Genomic DNA, 19,014 nt, shown 5'->3' with positions numbered 1-19,014 from the left:
TCGAGAAGAAAGAGTCGTGAGAACGGGTCCGGCGTCGTTCTACTGACGCCCGCGCGGGAACCACGCGTCGCAGGCTTCCATGTCCTGCATCATCTCGTCGTGGATTGCGCAGTAGGGTTTGAGTCCGTCAGAAGTGCGGACGTATTCGAAGTACGCGCAGTTACCACAGTAGCGGTCGCCGACCGTCGCGTTCTCCGGGCGGTCTGCGGCGGGATGTTCGGAGGCGTCCGAGGCCTGCATGTTCTGACCCTGTGAGGGCGACGAGGCACTGGCGCTCGCGGTCGTCGGCCCAGATGGGCTCTGGGTTTGGCTCGGCCTCTGAGTTTGGTTCGGATTCCGTGTTTGGTTCTGACTCTGAGTTTGGTTCTGACTCTGGTTCTGGGCTTGGCGCTGGCCGTCGAGCGGAGACGAGATTTCCTGAGTCGATGCGCCGCCGTCGGTGGCTCCGGTCGTCGTCGCCCCGAACGAATTCGACTGCGAGTTCGAGGGCTGCTGGTTCTGTTGCGACTGTGCGTTGGTTTGGGTATCGACGTCGCCGTCGGGCGTGCCGCCGAGGAAGCCGATGCCGCCGAGTCCTCCGCGAACGCGTTTTTCGACTTCGACGACGCGCGTCTCACCCTTCTTTGTCACCTGGACCGTCGCGGTGCCGCCGGGGTCGTTCCGCGTCTTGAAGTTGGCGACACCGACGAACAGACACCAGAAGGTCGTGATGGCGCCGAAGAAGTAGACGCCGACGGTCTCCAGTGTCAGGTCTCTGAGCCCCTCGCCGCAGGTGGCACCCGACCACTGACACGGGTACGCGTGCGAGAAGAGCGCGACCCCGAGGATGGCGATGCTCGCGCCGATGATGGCAGCAGCACGGGTCCGACGGCTGGCGGGGAGGACGGTGAACACGCCGAGGAAGACGGCGGGCACACCCACACCACCGAGGATGCCCCCGAGTTCCCGTGCTTCGCCGAGCGTCGCGCCACCCGACGTGTACACGTCAGTCGTGGCGACTACGATGCCCGCGATGACGAGCAACGCGCCGGAGAGGAACACCCCGAACCCCAGGGAGAGCCGTCGGAGACTCGGGCCACCACGGCCACCGTGATACGCCTCCGAAAGACTGGTCATGAGACCGTATATGGAACGAGTCCCTAAAACGATGCGTCAGACGATTGTCTGTTCCCCGACACGTAGCGGGCTATTGATTTCGGCGGTGACGCCGAATCGATGCGAATCTCGAAGGGATTATCATGCGCGGTAGCCAACCGTCGCCCATGGCTGACGAGGAAGCAGACGAGGAACCTGTGGTCGAACTGGGTGAGGGCGAATCCGTCGAAGGAGCGCCGCTCGCACGCGTCGCCTCTCGGCTGACGTGGCCCCAAGAAAAGAGCAGCATCCTGAACAAAGAAGGCGACGCGGTCATCCGCACGCCGTCCGGTCCCCAGACCCTCGAAGCGATACTCGAAGACGCTGACGAGACGTACTTCGACACCCGCCAGACGTTCGTCGAGGACGTGCTCGACATCGTCGGTCGGGAACCGGTCGCAACCGAATAACGGTGCTTCGCCGCCGGTTCGCGCGACTTCCGTGGCTCCATCGCGCCCTCCTCGCCGGGGGCGTCATCGGGGCCGCATGGAGTCTCTGGCCGATACCCGGCGGTGACCTCACGTACCGTGCGGTCCACGACGCGCTGCTCTTTATTCTCCTTCCCGGCGCGCTCGCCGTGTCGCACGGCCGCAACCTCGGTTGGACAGTGGACCGAACCGCGCTTCGAAACACGGTCCTCCTCGCGTTGTTCGTCCTTCCGTTCTATCTCGTCGGGTCGTCACTGCCGTCGATTCGGACGTACTACCCGATGTGGCACACCTCGACGGCGCTCGCGGAGTTCCTGCCGCACGCTGCACAGCAACTCCTCATCGTCGTCGCCGCCGAGACGTACTATCGCGGCTTGCTCTGTGTCGGCGTCCGCGACATCGGCCGCAAGAGCGCGCTCATCAGTCCCATCCTCTATGCGTTCCACCACGTCGGTAAGCCCCCGATAGAGCTTCTCCTGTCGGCTCCGACGGACGTGCTGTTCGGTCTCGTGGACTACGAGAGCAACTCGATTCTCCCCTCTATCGTCGCCCACGGGTTCGGACTCATCCTCCTCGACTGGTTGGTGCTCCACCCGCCGATTTTCCCCCCGGAGAAGGTCGTCGCGGCGCTTCAGTGGCTCCCGATACCGATATGACCCGAGACGAAAATAGCGACAACTCCTCCGAGACACACCCCCATCTCGGCCTCGCCCGCGGAACAGTCGAACTCGTCGAGTACGACCCTGCGTGGCGCGAGGCGTACGAATCCGAAGTCGCTCGACTCCGCCCGCGACTCGGCGAGAGCGTCCTCGGCTTCGAGCACGTCGGCAGCACCTCGGTTCCAGGACTCGCCGCCAAGCCAATCGTCGATATGCTCGTTCTCGTCTCCGACCTCGACGCGACTGAGGACGTTGCTCGCGTCCTCGCCGATGCGGGCTACGAAGAGCGCCCGAACGACGACGTTCCAGACCGGCGGTTCTTCGCCCGCGGGCCGCCGTCGTGCCGGACGCACTACCTCTCCGTGACCGAACGCGGAAGCGACTGCCACCGCGAGCAGGTCGCGTTCCGCGATGCACTCCGGGAAAACCAGCCACTCGCCGCAGCGTACGAGGAACTGAAACGCGGCCTCGCGTCGGTGCACCCGGACGAGCGCGACGTCTACACCGAAGCGAAGTCGTCGTTCGTGCAGTCAGTCCTCGACGGGACGGACACCGTGGTGGACGAGCAGAACCACTCCGGCCAGTGAGTGCGCGAACTGCACAATACAGGTAGCTTTTCCACGCCGGGGCGTGAAAGGGAATCCATGACACTCCCAATCGACCCGACAGCCATCAAACCGGAGGACATCGGCGAGGAGAGCGTCGTTCTGGACATGGAACACGAGGCGGCAATCGAGCACGTCCGCGAGGCCTTCACGGACGCCGGGTTCGGTGTCGCTACCGAATTTTCGCCTTCAGAGCTACTCAACGAAAAGGTCGACGCCGACCGCGACCCGTACTACGTGCTCGGCGCGTGCAACCCCACGATGGCCGACCGCGCCCTCGACGCCAGCGACAACCAACTCGGCGCGCTCTTCCCCTGTAACGTGGTCATCTGGGAGGAAGAACCCGGCACGCAGGTCGTCTACCACGTGAGCATCATGCGCATCGCTCGCCTCGTCGGTATCGCCCCCGACGACGAGGAGATGGCCGATATCGTCGCCGACACGGGCGAACTCGTCGACGCGGCACTCGCCAATCTCGACGCTGTCGAGGCGTAAGGACCGCGTCGCCGACACCGTTGCTTACACCGAGTCTAGTTCTTCGAGCGCATCAGCGATTCGCTCGATATCGCCGCGAATCTTGTAGAGGAGATAGATGCCGACGACTGCCGCGACGACCGGCAGGAGGCCGACGACGGCGTATAGGAGGAAGATAATGAGCAGTTCTGGACCGCCGGGTACCTGTAACGGGAGCATACGCTAATTTCCCACTCGGCTGTCAAAATACTTCACTCGGCCGAAGTCGAAGTCGCTCGCTCACCCGGCGGCGACGGCCGCCGTTCAGCCGAAGTCGAAGATGTTCGTCTGCAACCCGGCCGCCATCGTCGACTTTCGCTTGAGGTCGGCCAGCGAGATAGGAAGGTACTCCGTCACGTCGCGCACGGCGTCGCCGAACGTCTCGGCCTCTGCTTTCTCGCCGTCGAAGGCGTTGCGGACGGACTCGCGGACCTGCCAGACGCCGACCGGCCCCCAGTACTCGTCGGAGACGTGTCGCAGGACGATTGCCTTCGCCTGTCGGCCCCGGTCGTGAAGGTGTTCGAGCACTCCGAGCCGTGAGGCGTGGTACGCGCCGGCCGTCTCGTCGACGTATCCGGACCGACCTTCGTAGCCCTCGCTGTCGGCGGCGAGGTACATGCCTGCCTGCGGGTCGGGGTTCCAGACGCTCCCCGGTGCTTTCATCTCCACCAGTTCGAACTCCCAGCGACCCGGCGCGAGAATCACCCAGAAAGCGTTGCCGAGGAACTCGTTGCGGTAGATTTCTACGCTGTCGATAGACGGTGCGTGCTTCACTTGCCCGCGGATGTACTTCCCGACAGTGTCGTCAACGGCGGTGATAGACCACCGGGTCGGGACGAGTCGGCGCTGTTCGGTCTGACCGAGCGCCCCAGCCGAGAGGATGGTGTTGATGTCGTACACGTCGAATCCACGGCGGTAGAGAAACGCCATCGCGCCCTGTGCGTTCCAGTCGTCGTCTTCGAGCGTCTTTTTCACCAATTTGGGGACGTGCGGATTCTCCGCGAGGTCGGCCGAGCGAGCGCGGGCGCGCGGCCCGACCGGTGTCGCCACGTCGTCGGCGCTGGCGTCGAGGTTCAGGTCCGGTTTGCCGTCGAGTCCGATTTCGACGGTGACGGGTCGGTCGGCGATGGCGACTTCGCGCTGGGTTCCGAGAAAGCCGTCCCACGAGTCGGCGACGTTCGTCACCTTCGTCCCGCGGTTCGAGTTTAGGAGCGACGTTCGGCGCTGGAACACGTCTTCGATACTCACGCCCTCGTCGTACCACGCGGCGCTCGTCTCGAACGCGGCGGCGTCCTCGTCGTGGCCGACCGGCGAGAGGATACCTGTCGAGACACGCGGGTAGTTCGAGCGCCCGACGAAGATGGACGGTGAGACACCACCGTACAGCGAGTCTCCCTGCACGGTCTCCTCGAAGCGGTCCTGAAACGTTTCGAGGTGGTCGAGGATGCCGTAGGACTTCTCTTCGGCGAGGCGGCGGCGCTCGGCGCGCTCGTCTCGCTCGATGTCCATGTACTCGTCGAGCCGCATCACCGGAAGTGAGTCGTCCGGCGGTATGAACCTTCGGCGACGGCGCAGAAAATGGAGTCTGGTGTGTGAACTCGAAACGACGGCCCGCTTAGGTGTGGATGCCCATCGCTTCGATTTGTTCTTGGTAGCGATTGCGGATGGTGACTTCGGTCACCTGCGCGACGTCGGCGACTTCGCGCTGGGTTTTCTTCTCGTTACAGAGGAGCGAGGCGGCGTATATTGCCGCGGCGGCGTAGCCGGTCGGTGACTTGCCCGAGAGCAAGCCCTGCTCGGCCGTCGTCTCGATAATCTCGTTGGCCTTCGACTGGACCTCCTTCGAGAGGTCGAGTTCCGACGAGAATCGCGGGACGTACTTCTTCGGGTCGACCGGACGCATCTCCAGGCCGAGTTCCTGTGAGACGTACCGATAGGTGCGGCCAATCTCCTTTCGCTCGACGCGAGAGACCTCGGCAATCTCTTCGAGCGAGCGTGGAATCCCTTCCTTCCGGCAGGCGGCGTAGAGACAGGCGGTTGCGACCCCCTCGATAGAGCGCCCGCGAATCAGGTCTTCGTCGAGTGCGCGGCGGTAGATGACCGACGCGACCTCACGGACCGACCGCGGTACCCCGAGCGCCGACGCCATGCGGTCGACCTCACTGAGTGCGAACTGTAGGTTACGCTCACCGGCGTCTTTCGTCCGAATCCGCTCTTGCCACTTGCGCAGGCGATGCATCTGCGACCGCTTTCGGGACGAAATCGACCGCCCGTAGGCGTCTTTGTCCTTCCAGTCGATAGTCGTCGTCAACCCCTTGTCGTGCATCGTCTTGGTCGTCGGCGCGCCCACGCGCGATTTCTCTTGCCGCTCCGAGTGGTTGAACGCGCGCCACTCCGGGCCGGGGTCGATTCGGTCTTCTTCCAATACGATACCAGTCTCCTCGTGGATCAACTCACCGTCTGCCGTGCGGACGACCTCGTCGGAGTCCAAATCGTCGATATCGATGTCCGTCTCGGCTTCGTCGTCCGCTGACTCGTCTCCCCATCGAGTCCGTTCGTGCTCGCGCTCCCGCTGGCGGGTGGGCCGTTTCATCGCATTTATATACTGTCTGGAGCTTTCCACTTCAAACTTATCCCGGGAGAGGATAGTTTCCAGAAATCTATAGAGGAGCGAACGAACCGACTTTACCCTCCCACCGGCGAGGTGTGGATATGCCGACGGTCGAGTGTGACTCCGACGAAGCGCGACGACGGCTCGAAGAGGCGGGTGTGACCGTTACTCCCGGAAATACCGACCACGAGCGGTGGCGAGCCGAACGCGGCGATGCGACCGCGGTCGCCTACGACGGAAAAGTCGTCGTGCAAGGCGGGTCACCGACGGACATCTTGCCTCTCTTGGAACCCGGTGGTGGCCGTGCACACGTCTACTTCGACGGAGCGAGCCGGGGGAATCCCGGTCCCGCGGCGATTGGGTGGGTTATCGTCACCAGCGACGGTATCGTCGCCGAGGGGTCGAAGCGAATCGGAAAGACGACGAACAACCGCGCGGAGTACGAGGCACTCGTCGAGGCGCTCACCGCCGCGGCCGAGTACGGGTACGACGAAGTCGACGTCCGAGGCGACTCGCAACTCATCGTCAAGCAGGTGCGCGGCGAGTGGAAGACGAACGACCCCGGACTGCGCGAACACCGCGTGACGGTGCGCGAACTCCTCGACCGGTTCGACCGCTGGTCGCTCGAACACGTACCGCGAGAGATAAACGACCACGCCGACTCCTTGGCCAACGAGGCGCTCGACAATGCCTGAGTCAGACGATATCCCGGAAGACGTGCAACAGGAGGCCGAGCGGTTGACGAGGCTCGCACGCGACGCCGTCGACCCCGACGAGCGTGCGACGTACCAGTCGGCGCGCGACGAACTCGTCGAACCGCACGGCTTCACCGCGCGAGTCCGCGAAGAAGACGACGTACTCGTGTTGCATCCAGAGTCGTGGATTGACGAGGACGGACTCGTCCACCCGGACCAAATCGACAACGTCGACCGCGGCATCGAACGGCCGCTTCGCGGAACAGGCGAAGACCACGAGTGGAGCGCAGTCGAGTCGCACAACGCCGAACTCGTCGAGTCGGTCGCGGAGGAACATGGTCCAATCCACGCGGCGAACGCCCGTGCGTTCGCAGACTTCCTCGGAAACCACTACGTCCGACGAATCGAGACAGCAGGCGCTCCCGAAGTTCGTGAGTTCGTCGAAGAATATTATCCACGCAATGCGTGGCCGACCGATGAACAACGGTCGTTGCTTCCCGAGTCGTTACAGTTGCTCTTCGACGCCGCAGGCGCCGAAGTGCCCGAGTACAACTAACGAGCCCGGTGTATGCCAGATTACAGCTTGGCGTTTACGCGTTCGATGACCTTCTCGGCGCGTTCGTCGTCGGTGACGAACTTCGCGAACATCCAGTCGAAGCGGTCGAGAACGGCCTGGAGGCCGTCTTCGGTCAGTTCGTACTGGTTGGTACGCTTGTCGAGTTCGCTTTTCTCGACGAGACCCATCTCGACGAGGTCGTCGAGGTTGGGGTACAGGCGCCCGTGGTTCACTTCGGTGCCGTAGTACGTCTCGAGGTGACGCTTGATTGCCAGACCGTACATCGGTTCCTCGGCCAGGATGACGAGGATGTTCTGCTGGAACGCGGTAAGGTCGCGAGCCGCGCCAGATTCGTTGCCAATTGTTTGTGCCTCTGACATGGATGTGGAAATGTCACCTATCTATTTAAACTTTGTCAACGCAGGGCCTTTTTTCCAATGTGATAATAGGCATAGCACCGGCAAAATCAGGGTGGAAACCTAGTGAATCGGTTATTATACTGTAAAACCACTCGGTGGTATATATTTCGCCAAGATAGGTGGTATGCTCTCGACATTCCCCAAAGAATACTTGGATGCTGTTGTGTGTGGCACCCAGATAATATCTCAAGAACACCTCTGATTCTGGATACGTCTAGAACAGTACTTTCTCTACAAAATTAGCCTTGTTAGTTCCTGACACACCTAGTGCGGGTGTGGCATCAGTCGTGCAATTATGTCACCGGCGACCGATGCCGAAAGGACTTTTGCTCGTATCGCGGATGGGTTCGATATGGTGAACCTCTGGGAAGATATGGAGACCGGCCCGAACGCGCCGGACGAAATCTACGCAGTTGTCGAGTGCCTCAAAGGCGAGCGCAACAAGTACGAGTACGACAAGGACATCCCTGGCGTCGTCCTCGACCGCGTGCTCCACTCCAACGTCCACTACCCGTCGGACTACGGCTTCATGCCGCGGACGTACTACGACGACGAAGACCCCTTCGACGTGCTCGTCCTCGTCGAAGACCAGACGTTCCCGGGCTGTGTCATCGAAGCCCGTCCCGTCGCCCTCATGAAGATGGACGACGACGGCGAGCAGGACGACAAGGTCATCGCCGTCCCCACCGAGGACCCACGCTACGACCACATCGAAGACCTCGAAGACATCCCGCAGCAGACGCTCGACGAGATTGACGAGTTCTTCGCGACGTACAAGAACCTCGAAGCGGGCAAGGAAGTCGAGACCCTCGGTTGGGAAGACAAGCAGGCCGCGAAGGACGCCATCGAACACGCGATGGACCTCTACGAAGAGAACTTCGCGTAAGCGACTCCCGAGTTATTTTTTCGACCGCGAAACCGAGAGCGACTGCGTTCTCACCGTCCCCCGACGAAATCGACAGCCGTCGTCACCGAACATACACACCGGTTATCGGACCCCCACGAGGGGATGAATTATGCGCATGGGTAATTATTAGTCACTTCGACGGGTAGCAACTGATGAGAATGGCAGCCAAACAACCCCGCCTCGGTCTCCACCACACGACCGTCGTTCCGACGAACTTCACGCCCGCATCCGCGGAGAACGGAGACGCCGACGAAGCGTCGTCCGACGACGAGTAAACCATCTGTTTTCTCTGGACACCCGCAATTTGAGCGGTTGCGCCGGTCTGCGTCGCCCACGAAAGGTGTGTGACATCGACGCGCAGGAGGCAACCCCTTTTTATCTCGCCGCTGCAAGTCGTCACTAATGGCTACCTGCGACGAGTGCGGTCGGCACGAGAACTTGCCGTACCGCTGTTCTCGATGTGGCGGGACGTTCTGTTCGGAACACCGCCTTCCGGAGAATCACGAGTGTCCGGGGCTTTCGAACTGGGACGACCCGTCCGGTGTCTTCGAAAGTGACTTCGACGACTCGGTGAGTTCACAGCGTGGCCGCGCGAGCGGTCTTGTCGACTCGCTCACCAGCACGGGCGGGTTACTTGGATACTTCCGCGGGAATATGGCCTACGTCTTCCTCGGGGTCATGTGGATTATGTTCGCGCTGGAGTGGGCCGTCATCCTCGGAACGCAGGCTGGCATCTTCCCCCGCGGGACGTTCAGCGCGCTGTTTACGCTGAGTACGGAGAACCCACTCTTCGTCTGGACTTGGGTCACCTCGGTGTTCTCACACAGCCCAATATCGTTCTTCCACATCGTCGGCAACAGCATCGTCCTGTACTTCTTCGGCCCGCCAGTCGAACGCTACATCGGGTCGCGGAAGTTCACCGCTCTGTTCGTCATCGCCGGAATGGCCGCAGGACTCGCGCACATCGGGAGTAGCTTCGTCCTCACGCCGGGTGTCACCACGTCGGTCCTCGGCGCGTCAGGTGCCGTCTTCGCCATCCTCGGGGTTCTCACGGTCCTGAACCCCGGGCTTCGAATTTACCTGTACTTCGTGATTCCAATCCCGCTGTGGCTGTTTACCTTCGGCTTCGCGGCTCTCTCGGTCGTGTTCTTCCTCTCGCCCAACTCTGCCGCGTCGGTCGGACAGGGCAACGTCGCACACTTCGCCCACCTCGTCGGCCTCGTCATCGGCCTCGCGTACGGCCAGCGCGTGAATGGAAAGCGGAATATCCCCAACCAGATGTCGCTCGGTGGCGGGCGTCGCGGTGGTCCCGGCGGCCGCTTCTAAGATGCGACCGGCCAACCCGGACCTCGCACCGCGCCCCGGCCTCTCGCGCGACGAGATGGAGGCGCTTCAGCGCCGCGTTGCCGAGGCAGCGGTGTTCGAAGACGAACTCCCATTCGACCCGGCAAGCGTCGCGCTCGACGACCCCGGTGCCACGACGCTCACGGGGACTGACGCAAGTTCGGACACCGGCCCACCCCTCATCGCTGGCATCGACCAAGCGTTCCTCGATGACCGCGCCGTGAGCGCCGTCGTCGTCCTTCGGGGCGGCGAGGTCGTCGAGCGCGCTTACGCCGTATCGGACCTCGATTTGCCCTACATCCCCGGCCTGCTGTCGTTCCGCGAGGGCGGCCCTATTCTCGACGCACTGGCCAAACTCGAACACGACCCGGACCTCCTCGTCTTCGACGGCTCCGGGCGCATCCACTTCCGGCAGGCCGGACTGGCGACTCACGTGGGCGTCGTCTGCGACGTGCCGAGCATCGGCGTCGCCAAGTCGCTCCTCTGTGGCACCCCCGACGAAGACGTGGACGGACACCCAAAAGGATGGAACACGCCAATCCGCGCCGACGACGCTGTCGATGCGGTCGGTGGCCACCCTGCCACGCCGGAAACCGTCATCGGGTACGCGTTCCAATCGCGGCAGTACGACTCACAGCCCATCGTCAACCCACTGTACGTCAGTCCCGGCCATCGCCTGTCGCCGGAGACGACCGTCGACCTCGTCTCACGACTCGGCGGCGACTACAAACTCCCCGAGCCAACGCGCCTCGCGGACGCCTACGCCGACGAAGTGAAAGCACAGTACGAGTGAGTTCGGGGATGTTCTCGTGGCGAACCGCGTACACTTAACAGCGCACAGTTCGACCACCCGACGTGCATCAGAAGTCGGTCCTCATCACCGGTTGTTCCTCGGGAATCGGGCGCGCGGCCGCGCTCGAATTCCTCGACGAGGAGTGGGAGGTCTACGCCACCGCGCGAAACCCAGCAGACATCGAGACGCTGGGCGAACGCGGTGCGACCATCGCGACGCTCGACGTCACAGACCAGTCGGACGTCGACCGCGTCGTGGACCGCATCATCGACGAACAGGGTCGTCTCGACTGTCTCGTCAACAACGCTGGCTACGGCCAGTTGGGTCCCATCGAGGACGTACCGACCGAGATGGTCCACGACCAGTTCGACGTGAACGTCTACGGCCCACACCGCCTCACACGCGCCGTGCTGCCGCACATGCGTACACAGGAGGACGGGACCATCGTCAACGTCTCCAGCGTCATCGGGCGCGTCTCGCTGCCGGGAAGCGGCGTCTACGCGGGGTCGAAGTTCGCGCTCGAAGCGATGACCGACGCGCTCCGCAGCGAGGTTGAAGAATACGGCATCGACGCCGTCCTCGTCCAACCTGGCCCGGTCGAGACGAAGTTCAACGACCGCGTCGACGCCGAGGTCAACGGTGGCGAGAAGTCAGACGGTATCGAGCGCTCCGGCGCGTACGAGACCATCTACAAACTCCTCGATGACACGGCGGCCCTTGGCGGGAGCGGACCGGGGGCGATTCCGCCGGAACGAGTCGCAGAAGACATCGTCGACGCCGCGAGTTCGACGAAGCCGCACGCTCGCTACCAACCCGGTGCAGTCGCCCGAATCGGCGTGCTCGGTCGATTCGTTCCCGACGCGTGGCGCGACGCACTGTACGGGTTCGTCCGAAAATTAGTGTAAGCGGCTTCCGTTCTCCCGTCAGTCGAGACAGGCGGCGACGACACGGAGCGCGTCTTCACCTTGCACCTGGTCTGCGAGCAGCGGGACGCGTTTGACGTCGCGGCCGCGGAACAGGTCGGTCGCGGAGCGAAGTGCCTGTTGTTGGACGTCCCAGCGACGCTGGCAGAACGAACAGTCGTCGAGGTCGGGCGAGACGAACCATCGGGGGTCCACGTCGGCCACGTCGTCGACGGGTTCCATGACGCGATTGACGACGAGCGTCTGGACCGGAATTCCGAACTCATCGAGGCGCGACACGAGGCGGTTCGACTCGACGACGCTCATCTCCTCGGGAATCATGACGACGCGGAAGTCCGTCTTCGCCGGGTCCCGAAGGATGGCCCGAAGGCGCTCGATGCGCTCTCGAAGGTCGTCGAGGTCGGCCATCCCCGCCTGTGGGTCGTCCGGGCCGCCACCGAACATGCCTTTGATGTTGTCCATCATCCCCGAGAACTTGTCGCGCATTCGGACGATGCGGCCGAGCATCGAGTCCATTATCTCCGGCAGTTCGAGCAGTCGCAGGGTGTGACCGGTCGGCGCGGTGTCGATGACGACGCGGTCGAATCGCGGGTCGTCGAGATATTCGAGGAGCTGCTGCATCGCCGCCGCCTCGTCGGCACCGGGCATCGGGCCACCCATCCCGAGCGGGCCGTCGCCGCCGAGCATATCTTCGAATCCGCCCATGGCGTCGCCCATCCCGCCGAACGGTGAGTTCGAGCCGTCTCCGTTGCCGACGAACGGGTTGTCGGCGTCGTACTCCGAAGTATCGTACTCGGTTTCGTCGGTCGTGTCCGCTACATCTCCCGCTCCGGCGTCCGCGAACGGGCCTTCCATCACGGAGTCGGGGTCGATTTCGGCCGCGTACAGTGGCATGTCCTCGTTAAGGCGCGTTGGTTCCGCGGGAATCGAGACGCCGAGCGTGTCCGAAAGCGAGTGTGCGGGGTCGGTCGAGACGACGAGCGTCGCAGTGCCGTCGGCCGCGCTGGCGAGGGCCGTCGCCGCGGCCATCGTCGTCTTTCCGACACCACCCTTCCCACCGTAGAGGACGTACTCGGGCGCGTCGATACCGCGCGGGAGGTCCGCCCCCTCGGTCGTCGCCGTCTCAGGGTCGGTGACCTCGACTTCGATTTCGGCAGGGCCGCCGTCGTCGCCGGTGTCGCCGTCGCTGTCGTCGTCCGGGTGCTCGGTCGGTTCGACGTCGATATCCATGTCGGACCCTGCACGGCCCGCACTTGTGTACTTCTCGGTCTCGGAAGCCCGTGCGGGCTAGTGGTGGCCTCGGCGGTCGAGTGCTCGCGACGACCTCGACGGTCGAATGGCCGGGAACCCTCAGCGGCCGGATTTTTGTCCCGTCCGAGCGTCGGCGTACCTATGCGCGAATTCGCATCCGACCCGCCCGAAGAAGAGCGCGTTGGCGACGCCCTCCGCGACGCTGGCCACACTGTCGCCACCGCAGAGTCGTGTACGGGCGGCCTCATCGGGTCGCTCCTCACGGACGTCCCGGGGTCGAGCGACTACTTCGACCGCTCGCTCGTCACCTACTCCTACGACGCCAAGCGCCACGAGCTGGCCGTCTCACGCGAGGCGCTCGACGAAGACGGGGCAGTCTCCGAGGCTGTCGCCCGCGAGATGGCCGCTGGCGTTCGCGACGTGGCGGACACGACGTGGGGCGTCGCCACGACCGGAATCGCAGGGCCAGAAGGTGGTCTGCCGGGGAAGCCAGTCGGGACCGTCTTCGTCGGCATCGCCTACGCCGCCCCGTGGGGGTCCGGTGACTCCTACACCCGCGTCAAGCGATTCGAGTACGATGGGTCGCGGACGCAAGTGAAAGAACAGATTGCGCGCGGCGCGCTCAGACTGCTCGCCGAAGAAGTTGCATCGGTCGGCGGCGACTAACAGCCAGCAGTCTCCATCGCGGTCGGAACACCATCGGCAGACCGCGTGGGAAACCTTTGTATCACGTGCGGCCACTTTCAGCCTATGAACAAGAAGGGACACGTGCTCAACGCCATCCTGTTGGCGCTCGGGCTCGGCGTCATCCTCACTGTCGACCCGCGGTCGTTCGAACCGACTGTCGACTCGCTGTTTCTCCTCGCGCAGAAAATCGGCCAGTTGTCGCTTCCGGTCGTCCTCGGCGCGCTCTTTCCCGACGTCGACACCGCCTTCGGCAAGCACCGCAAGACGCTCCACAACCTTCCGGTACTGATTGCGTTCCTCGCGTTTCCCATCGTCTTCGGCAACCTCCACTTCGTCTGGATTGGCGTCGCCACCCACTACGTCCTCGACATGGTCGGTTCCAAGCGCGGTATCGCGCTGTTCTACCCGCTGTCGCCACAGGAGTACGACTTACCGACCGGCGTGGCGACGAGTTCGAAGTACGCCGACATGGTGACTGTCGTCGTCACCGTCGCGGAGCTCGGCGTCCTCGCGGGCATCCACTACTACCTGTTCTCGCTCGACGTGTCGCTGGCGGCGGCGACGGCGTCGCTCGTCGGGTCGTTCTAACGCAGGCACAGACATCGGGCAGTTCTCTTAATAGACGCTCACGTCGTCGAACCGGCCGTCGTACGCGATGTGTCGCGGGTGTGTGGGTTCCATCCCGGACAGCAGAAGTCGGTCGAGTTTCCCCCACGAGTTCTCGTAGCCGAGGTGAGCGAACTCGGCTGCACCGCGAATAGTGTGCGAGAGACCGGAGCGGCGCATCGCCCGGCGCTCGACTCCCTCGCGAAGTGCTTCGACGAGGTCGGCTTCCGAGTCGATAGCCCGGTCGAACTCGGTCCACGCCTCGCCGAGCGTCCAGCGGACGTGGGCATATGACGAAGCGAATCCGGGGAGTCCCGTCTCGGCCGCGATTTCGCGTCCTCGTTGGTTCTGTCGCGAGAATGCCTTCGCGTTGTACGTCTCGACGCCGTGGATATCGTCGCGGTACTGCTCGATGTCGGACAAACTCAGGCTCACGTTGAGCAGTTCAGGGTGGGGGATGAGAACGGCAGCACCCTGTCGGTCGAACTCGGCCATCGTGCCGTCGAGGGTCAGGAAGTCGGGGACCGGTTCGGAGAGGCCGACTGCGAGTACGTGTTTGCGGTCGCGCCACGAGCCAGTGAACACCTCACGGCCGGGGACGACGAGGAGGTCGTCGTCAGAAAACCGGGCTGCACGGGCGCGAATGTCGGGGAGACGGACGAAGTGCGGGGCGTAAACCAACACGTCGATACCGCGGGCTTTCGCACGCGAGACGACTCGCTCGTCAAGAATCTTCACGTGCATGTCTACCCGAGTCGTCGTACTCGCGGTCACGCGAGAATCTCTGAACAGGCGACAGTTAGTGGTTGCTATTTCGCTAACGTCGGCTCCCCGAAGAAACGATTTTGTCCCCCACGGCCGTCGGGTCGCACATGTCCCGGTGGAAATGCGGTATCGAGGGGTGCGATGCGCGATTCGAAGACGTCGAAGGTGCCATCATCCACCAGACGACGGAACACACACGCCACGAGTGCAAGGTATGCGGAACGATTGTCCCGGACGGCTACTTCGCCATCCGTCACGCGTTCGACGAACACACCCGCGCCGAGTTCGTCCGCGCCTACGACGCAGACTCCTCTGCGGTCCGCGTTCGAGAGGAGATAAAATCGGACGTCGAGGAAGAAGCAGACCTCAACAGCGTCGTCCAAACGCTCCGCGAGCAGGGCGCGCTCTGAGCAAGATAGTACCTGTTCAACGTCGAGACAGCGAGACGCGCCGCTGGTGGGGAAAGCACAAAGAGAGAAGAGAGATATCGCAGGCGCGGTCTTACCGCTCTTCGGAGTCGAGGACGCGAATCTGGTCCCCGCGAACCGTGACCGGAATCGGAACCGTCGCCTCGTAGAGTTCGACAGTAACCTGGTCTTTCGTCTCGTCGATGCGCTGGACACGCGCCTTCTCGCCTTTGAACGGTCCGGCGATGAGTTCGACGATGTCACCCTCGGCGATCCCTTCGACGTCCGGCGTCGGCGAGAGGAAGTGCTCGACTTCGGCCATGCTGGAGGTACCGACCATCCCGCCGCTTTCGACCAGTCCGCGAGCGTGCGGAATCTCGTCGAGGACGCGAGAGAGGATGCCGTCGTCGTCGGCTTCGACCATCACGTAGCTCGTGAGCGAGTCAGGGGCCAACACGGCGTGTATCTCCGCGAAGTCCTTCGTCGCAATCATGTCCGCGACCGTTCGCTCTTGGCGAGCGGTCGTCTTTACGGCGAAGATTGGCATCTCAGATTCCCCCGGGGAGGAAGCTCATGACCGCGAAGATGATGAAGCCGACGAGGCCGATGAGGAAGATACCGGCGCCGGCAATCTTGGCGATTTGAGAGAACTCCTGCCAGGACGGGGTGCTCGCGAGCTTCAGCACGCGAATGTAGCTGGTCAGGTCGTACTTGACGTCCATGTTGTCGAGGCATAGGGGGTCGCCCTTTTTCTATCTATTGATGCCACGACGAGAGTACGCGCGCGTCTGCGGCGGCGCGAGTAACAGCATGCGGCACGCGAGTAACCATGCGGTAGCGCAAGTGACGGCATGCGACGGCACGAATAATGGAGACGGTGACGCGCGAGTCACAGCGATGCGACTCACGGCGCGGGGATGACAGGGCAAGAGCGGGCGGGGACCCAAACGGACCCTATCGACAGCGTGCGACCTCGATTACTCGACGTAGTCGATATCTTCGAGGCGGCCGCCCTGCTGTACCTGTTCCTGCGGTACTTGCTGTTGTTGCTGAGGCTGCTGTTGCTGCTGTTGCTGCTGTTGGTCCTCACCACGACCGCCGTAAATCTGGGGCGACTCGACACCCGTGACGACAATCATGGTTCGCATCATGCCTTCGAGTTCGTCGTCGACCGACGTCCCCCAGATGATGCGTGCGTCGGGGTCGATGCGGTCGTAAATCTCCTCGACGACGCCCTCTGCCTCTTCGATGCTCATGTCGGAGCCACCGGTGACGTTGACGAGCGCGGAGTTCGCGCCGGAGATGTCCACGTCGAGGAGGGGCGAACGGAGGGCAGACTTGACGGACTCTTGGGCCTTGGACTCGGAGTCGGACTCGCCGAGACCAATCATGGCGACGCCACCACGTTCCATGACGGTCTTCACGTCGGCGAAGTCGAGGTTGACCAAGCCGGGCTTGGTGATGAGTTCGGTGATGCCCTTGACCGAGCGCATGAGCACTTCGTCAGAGACCTTGAACGCCTGCCGAACGGGAAGCTTCCCGACGGCGTCGAGCAGGCGGTCGTTCGGAACGACGATGACCGTGTCGGAGACGTCGCGGAGGCGTTCGAGCCCCGCTTCGGCGTTCGTCCGCCGAACCTCGCCCTCGGCCGTAAACGGCGTGGTGACGATGGCGATGGTGAGTGCGCCGGATTCGCGCGCGGCCTTGGCGACGACAGGTGCAGAACCAGTTCCGGTCCCACCGCCGAGACCAGCCGTGACGAACACCATGTCCGACCCCTCGATGGCGTCGTAAATCTCCTCTTGGGATTCGAGTGCGGCCTCTTCGCCGACCTGCGGAAGCGACCCGGCACCGCGGCCCTGCGTCTTCTGTTCGCCCATGAGAATCTTCGTGTCCGCGTTGATTTCCACGAGGTGCTGTACGTCTGTGTTAGCCGCGACGAGCTTTGCGCCCTTGATGCCCTCTTCGTGCATTCGGTTGACGGTGTTGCCACCCGCACCACCGCACCCGACGACCGTGATATTGGTCTGGAGGTCTTTCAGGACAGCTTTCAGTTCGTCGTCGGTCATGGTTCCAGAGCGGTTAATCTCCGTCGGGTCGCCGACTTCAGGCGTCCCCTCCCCCATGTCCTCGGCCTCATCGATTGCGTCGTCGACGATAGAGTCCATATTTGTGGAGACGGTTTACGGAGGACCACTAATTATCTTTCTCCCTTTCGTCAGACATCTGTCCGACGACATGGCGGTGGGTTGGGAGGTTAACGCCCCAGTTGTACAAGATTATGGATAGATTATGGGCAGAAATTGCATCAAACCGAGAAATCGACGATTCGTTCCTTCGAAACCTCCGCGGGCGAGATAACCTCGTCATCGACCTCGATTTCCTGTCCTGCCGAGAGCTTTCCGAATGCCGGTCCTTCGGGCACCCCGCGCCTTTTGGCCGCCTCAGGGTCGAACGCGGTCATCGAGGCGACGACGCGGCCGTCGTCTCGCTCGACCGAGTCGTACTTCGCGCGCAGAATTTCGCAGAGTCGCGCGACGAGTTCGTCGTAGCTGTCGCCCGCGACTGCGGCGCGACCTCTCGCGCGCGTCCCACTTTCGACGGTCTGGTAGGCGACTGTCGTCTCTGCGACAGCATCGAGCGCAGCGTCGATGTCGATGCCTTGAGCTTCGGCTAACAGCGGGTCGGGGAGCGAGATGACGTCGTAGTCGGCAGCGTCGATGTCGGATCCGAACCGAAGACCGTCTTCGATGCGGACGAGCGTCGATTCGAGGTCGTGGACGCGTTCGAGTGGCACGCCAGCCGTCTCTCGAACCCACGTCTCGGAGACGACGCGGTAGCCTTCGTCGTCCAGTACGTCGGCGAGGTTCTCGCGGTCGCCATCGACGAGTGCGACGTCTGCGGCCGAGGCGTCGAACGCGCGGCGAAGCACGTCTCGGTTCTCGTCGGGGTCGCCCATCGCCTTCAGTTGCCAGTCGGCGGCGATGTGGCCGACCGACCAGTCTGTCTCGCGGAGGATACGCTCGAACCGGGGTGCGTAGTGGCCGCCGCCGAACCCGACGAGTTGGCGGTCGGAGTCGGGGTCGACACCGTCGATGTCGAGAACGGCCGCCGCGACGGCGCGCGCGCCCTCGGAGTCCTTCCACTCAGCTTCGCCACTGCCGAGTTCGACGAACATCGAGGGCACATCCATCTCTGTCGGCCCGTGGTGAGTCGCCTCGATGCCGACCTCGTAGCCGTCAGGCGCGTGGTCACGCAGGGCCGAAACGACGGCTCGCTGGGCGTTCGGGCAGGCTCGGGCGAATCGCCCGGGTTCACCGCCGTAGTCGGCAGGGCCGAAGTTCCCGGTGAAGTGTGCGGTGAGAAGCGGTCCGGTCTCACCAGAGTGCCGCGAGACGACAGCAACGAAGTCGGGCGTTTCAGAAAACGCCTCGGCGGGGTCGTCGAGGTAGATATGCAGGTCGTCGAACTCGCGGAGTTCGAAGCCAGCACGGCGGTAGTATCGGCCACCGCCCGCTCCGTCTGGACGCGTGTCGTCCGTCACTTCCTCCCACTCCACGAGGTCTCGCAAGTGCTCGCCGATGTGAACCGATGCGCTGTCGGCGCGGCTGACGACGATTCCAATCACGTTTCGAGGGTCGCCGAGACCAGCGAAAAGCGCGTCGGAAACGGCGAGGATGAGAGCAGGCGAATGGGCGTGAGAAACACCGC

25 protein-coding genes are annotated in these 19,014 nt (G+C 63.2%); 14 read left to right on the top strand and 11 right to left on the bottom strand.

Translation table 11 applies throughout. The features are described 5' to 3' along the window. Positions 1 to 39: 39 nt before the first annotated feature. The gene (locus C453_RS05765; protein ID WP_008323264.1) at positions 40 to 1,116 is read right to left on the bottom strand and encodes a DUF7139 domain-containing protein; all 1,077 of its coding nucleotides are present in this window, start codon (positions 1,114 to 1,116) and stop codon (positions 40 to 42) included. A 146-nt stretch (positions 1,117 to 1,262) separates the two neighbouring features. Between C453_RS05765 and C453_RS05760 the strand changes: the two genes are divergently transcribed. From C453_RS05760 to C453_RS05745, 4 genes are read left to right on the top strand one after another with little or no spacing between them, the layout of a single operon-like run. Beyond that, complete coding sequence (locus C453_RS05760) at positions 1,263 to 1,544, top strand: DUF5789 family protein (RefSeq protein ID WP_007545131.1); 282 nt, start codon at positions 1,263 to 1,265, stop codon at positions 1,542 to 1,544. Positions 1,545 to 1,546: 2 nt separating this feature from the next. After that, complete coding sequence (locus tag C453_RS05755; RefSeq protein WP_008323263.1) at positions 1,547 to 2,218, top strand: CPBP family glutamic-type intramembrane protease; 672 nt, start codon at positions 1,547 to 1,549, stop codon at positions 2,216 to 2,218. Continuing rightward, the gene (locus C453_RS05750; protein WP_008323262.1) at positions 2,215 to 2,808 is read left to right on the top strand and encodes a GrpB family protein; all 594 of its coding nucleotides are present in this window, start codon (positions 2,215 to 2,217) and stop codon (positions 2,806 to 2,808) included. Before C453_RS05755 ends, C453_RS05750 begins: the two co-directional genes overlap by 4 nt. A gap of 57 nt (positions 2,809 to 2,865) precedes the next feature. Then, the gene (locus C453_RS05745) at positions 2,866 to 3,321 is read left to right on the top strand and encodes a DUF302 domain-containing protein (protein WP_008323261.1); all 456 of its coding nucleotides are present in this window, start codon (positions 2,866 to 2,868) and stop codon (positions 3,319 to 3,321) included. 24 nt (positions 3,322 to 3,345) lie between these two features. Here C453_RS05745 and C453_RS20365 read toward each other — a convergent pair whose 3' ends face one another. The 3 genes from C453_RS20365 to C453_RS05735 all read right to left on the bottom strand — a co-directional run bounded on the left by C453_RS20365 (position 3,346) and on the right by C453_RS05735 (position 5,932). Next, positions 3,346 to 3,519, bottom strand: a complete 174-nt coding sequence (locus tag C453_RS20365) for a hypothetical protein (protein ID WP_008323260.1) — start codon at positions 3,517 to 3,519, stop codon at positions 3,346 to 3,348. Between the two features lie 84 nt (positions 3,520 to 3,603). Then, a complete protein-coding gene (gene nreA, locus C453_RS05740) occupies positions 3,604 to 4,866 on the bottom strand; it encodes a DNA repair protein NreA (protein WP_008323259.1) in 1,263 nt (420 codons plus the stop codon). An 88-nt stretch (positions 4,867 to 4,954) separates the two neighbouring features. Next, entirely contained in the window at positions 4,955 to 5,932 is a 978-nt protein-coding gene (locus tag C453_RS05735; protein WP_008323258.1) for a transcription initiation factor IIB, read from the bottom strand. Between the two features lie 119 nt (positions 5,933 to 6,051). Between C453_RS05735 and rnhA the strand changes: the two genes are divergently transcribed. Together rnhA and C453_RS05725 are read left to right on the top strand one after the other, a co-directional pair. Continuing rightward, on the top strand, positions 6,052 to 6,645 hold the full coding sequence (rnhA, locus tag C453_RS05730) for a ribonuclease HI (protein ID WP_008323257.1): 594 nt from the start codon (positions 6,052 to 6,054) through the stop codon (positions 6,643 to 6,645). Next, a complete protein-coding gene (locus C453_RS05725; protein ID WP_008323256.1) occupies positions 6,638 to 7,201 on the top strand; it encodes a DUF7108 family protein in 564 nt (187 codons plus the stop codon). The genes rnhA and C453_RS05725 overlap by 8 nt, the downstream gene beginning before the upstream one ends. Before the next feature lie 20 nt (positions 7,202 to 7,221). Here the strand turns inward: C453_RS05725 and C453_RS05720 are convergent, their stop codons facing one another. Then, positions 7,222 to 7,581: a PadR family transcriptional regulator gene (locus tag C453_RS05720; RefSeq protein ID WP_007545115.1), complete on the bottom strand. Its 360-nt coding sequence runs from the start codon at positions 7,579 to 7,581 to the stop codon at positions 7,222 to 7,224. Positions 7,582 to 7,972: 391 nt separating this feature from the next. Here C453_RS05720 and C453_RS05715 point away from each other — a divergent pair, with 391 nt between their 5' ends. From C453_RS05715 to C453_RS05700, 5 genes are all read left to right on the top strand, one after another. Next, the gene (locus tag C453_RS05715) at positions 7,973 to 8,506 is read left to right on the top strand and encodes an inorganic diphosphatase (RefSeq protein ID WP_008323255.1); all 534 of its coding nucleotides are present in this window, start codon (positions 7,973 to 7,975) and stop codon (positions 8,504 to 8,506) included. Positions 8,507 to 8,679: 173 nt separating this feature from the next. Then, positions 8,680 to 8,802 carry a hypothetical protein gene (locus tag C453_RS20800; protein ID WP_258303422.1) on the top strand — a complete coding sequence of 41 codons (123 nt, stop codon included), beginning with the start codon at positions 8,680 to 8,682 and terminating at the stop codon, positions 8,800 to 8,802. A gap of 127 nt (positions 8,803 to 8,929) precedes the next feature. Further along, positions 8,930 to 9,853 carry a rhomboid family intramembrane serine protease gene (locus C453_RS05710; protein ID WP_008323253.1) on the top strand — a complete coding sequence of 308 codons (924 nt, stop codon included), beginning with the start codon at positions 8,930 to 8,932 and terminating at the stop codon, positions 9,851 to 9,853. A 1-nt stretch (position 9,854) separates the two neighbouring features. Then, positions 9,855 to 10,664: an endonuclease V gene (locus C453_RS05705; protein ID WP_008323252.1), complete on the top strand. Its 810-nt coding sequence runs from the start codon at positions 9,855 to 9,857 to the stop codon at positions 10,662 to 10,664. A 62-nt stretch (positions 10,665 to 10,726) separates the two neighbouring features. Beyond that, the gene (locus tag C453_RS05700) at positions 10,727 to 11,569 is read left to right on the top strand and encodes an SDR family oxidoreductase (protein WP_008323251.1); all 843 of its coding nucleotides are present in this window, start codon (positions 10,727 to 10,729) and stop codon (positions 11,567 to 11,569) included. Between the two features lie 18 nt (positions 11,570 to 11,587). Here C453_RS05700 and C453_RS05695 read toward each other — a convergent pair whose 3' ends face one another. Continuing rightward, on the bottom strand, positions 11,588 to 12,817 hold the full coding sequence (locus tag C453_RS05695; protein WP_008323250.1) for an ArsA family ATPase: 1,230 nt from the start codon (positions 12,815 to 12,817) through the stop codon (positions 11,588 to 11,590). 162 nt (positions 12,818 to 12,979) lie between these two features. Between C453_RS05695 and C453_RS05690 the strand changes: the two genes are divergently transcribed. Both C453_RS05690 and C453_RS05685 read left to right on the top strand, forming a co-directional pair. Continuing rightward, positions 12,980 to 13,504 carry a CinA family protein gene (locus C453_RS05690; RefSeq protein WP_008323249.1) on the top strand — a complete coding sequence of 175 codons (525 nt, stop codon included), beginning with the start codon at positions 12,980 to 12,982 and terminating at the stop codon, positions 13,502 to 13,504. Between the two features lie 84 nt (positions 13,505 to 13,588). Then, a complete protein-coding gene (locus tag C453_RS05685) occupies positions 13,589 to 14,113 on the top strand; it encodes a metal-dependent hydrolase (protein WP_007545108.1) in 525 nt (174 codons plus the stop codon). Positions 14,114 to 14,140: 27 nt separating this feature from the next. Here the strand turns inward: C453_RS05685 and C453_RS05680 are convergent, their stop codons facing one another. Beyond that, a complete protein-coding gene (locus tag C453_RS05680) occupies positions 14,141 to 14,875 on the bottom strand; it encodes a PHP-associated domain-containing protein (RefSeq protein ID WP_008323248.1) in 735 nt (244 codons plus the stop codon). 128 nt (positions 14,876 to 15,003) lie between these two features. Here C453_RS05680 and C453_RS05675 point away from each other — a divergent pair, with 128 nt between their 5' ends. After that, positions 15,004 to 15,306 carry a DUF7565 family protein gene (locus tag C453_RS05675; protein WP_008323247.1) on the top strand — a complete coding sequence of 101 codons (303 nt, stop codon included), beginning with the start codon at positions 15,004 to 15,006 and terminating at the stop codon, positions 15,304 to 15,306. 91 nt (positions 15,307 to 15,397) lie between these two features. On the opposite strand, the gene C453_RS05670 is transcribed toward C453_RS05675, so the two are convergent. The 4 genes from C453_RS05670 to C453_RS05655 form a co-directional block, all read right to left on the bottom strand. Beyond that, the gene (locus tag C453_RS05670; protein WP_007545105.1) at positions 15,398 to 15,850 is read right to left on the bottom strand and encodes a transcription elongation factor Spt5; all 453 of its coding nucleotides are present in this window, start codon (positions 15,848 to 15,850) and stop codon (positions 15,398 to 15,400) included. A 1-nt stretch (position 15,851) separates the two neighbouring features. Then, positions 15,852 to 16,025 (bottom strand): protein translocase SEC61 complex subunit gamma, encoded by a 174-nt coding sequence (locus C453_RS05665; protein WP_007545104.1) that lies wholly within the window; start codon positions 16,023 to 16,025, stop codon positions 15,852 to 15,854. A 255-nt stretch (positions 16,026 to 16,280) separates the two neighbouring features. Then, complete coding sequence (ftsZ, locus tag C453_RS05660; RefSeq protein ID WP_008323246.1) at positions 16,281 to 17,471, bottom strand: cell division protein FtsZ; 1,191 nt, start codon at positions 17,469 to 17,471, stop codon at positions 16,281 to 16,283. Between the two features lie 140 nt (positions 17,472 to 17,611). Then, positions 17,612 to 18,931: a D-aminoacyl-tRNA deacylase gene (locus C453_RS05655; RefSeq protein WP_008323245.1), complete on the bottom strand. Its 1,320-nt coding sequence runs from the start codon at positions 18,929 to 18,931 to the stop codon at positions 17,612 to 17,614. Positions 18,932 to 19,014 lie beyond the last annotated feature (83 nt).

Source organism: Haloferax elongans ATCC BAA-1513 (assembly GCF_000336755.1).
Lineage (GTDB): Archaea > Halobacteriota > Halobacteria > Halobacteriales > Haloferacaceae > Haloferax > Haloferax elongans.
The sequence above is the reverse complement of the archived record's forward strand: the minus strand, read 5'-3'. Positions and strand labels throughout refer to the sequence as shown.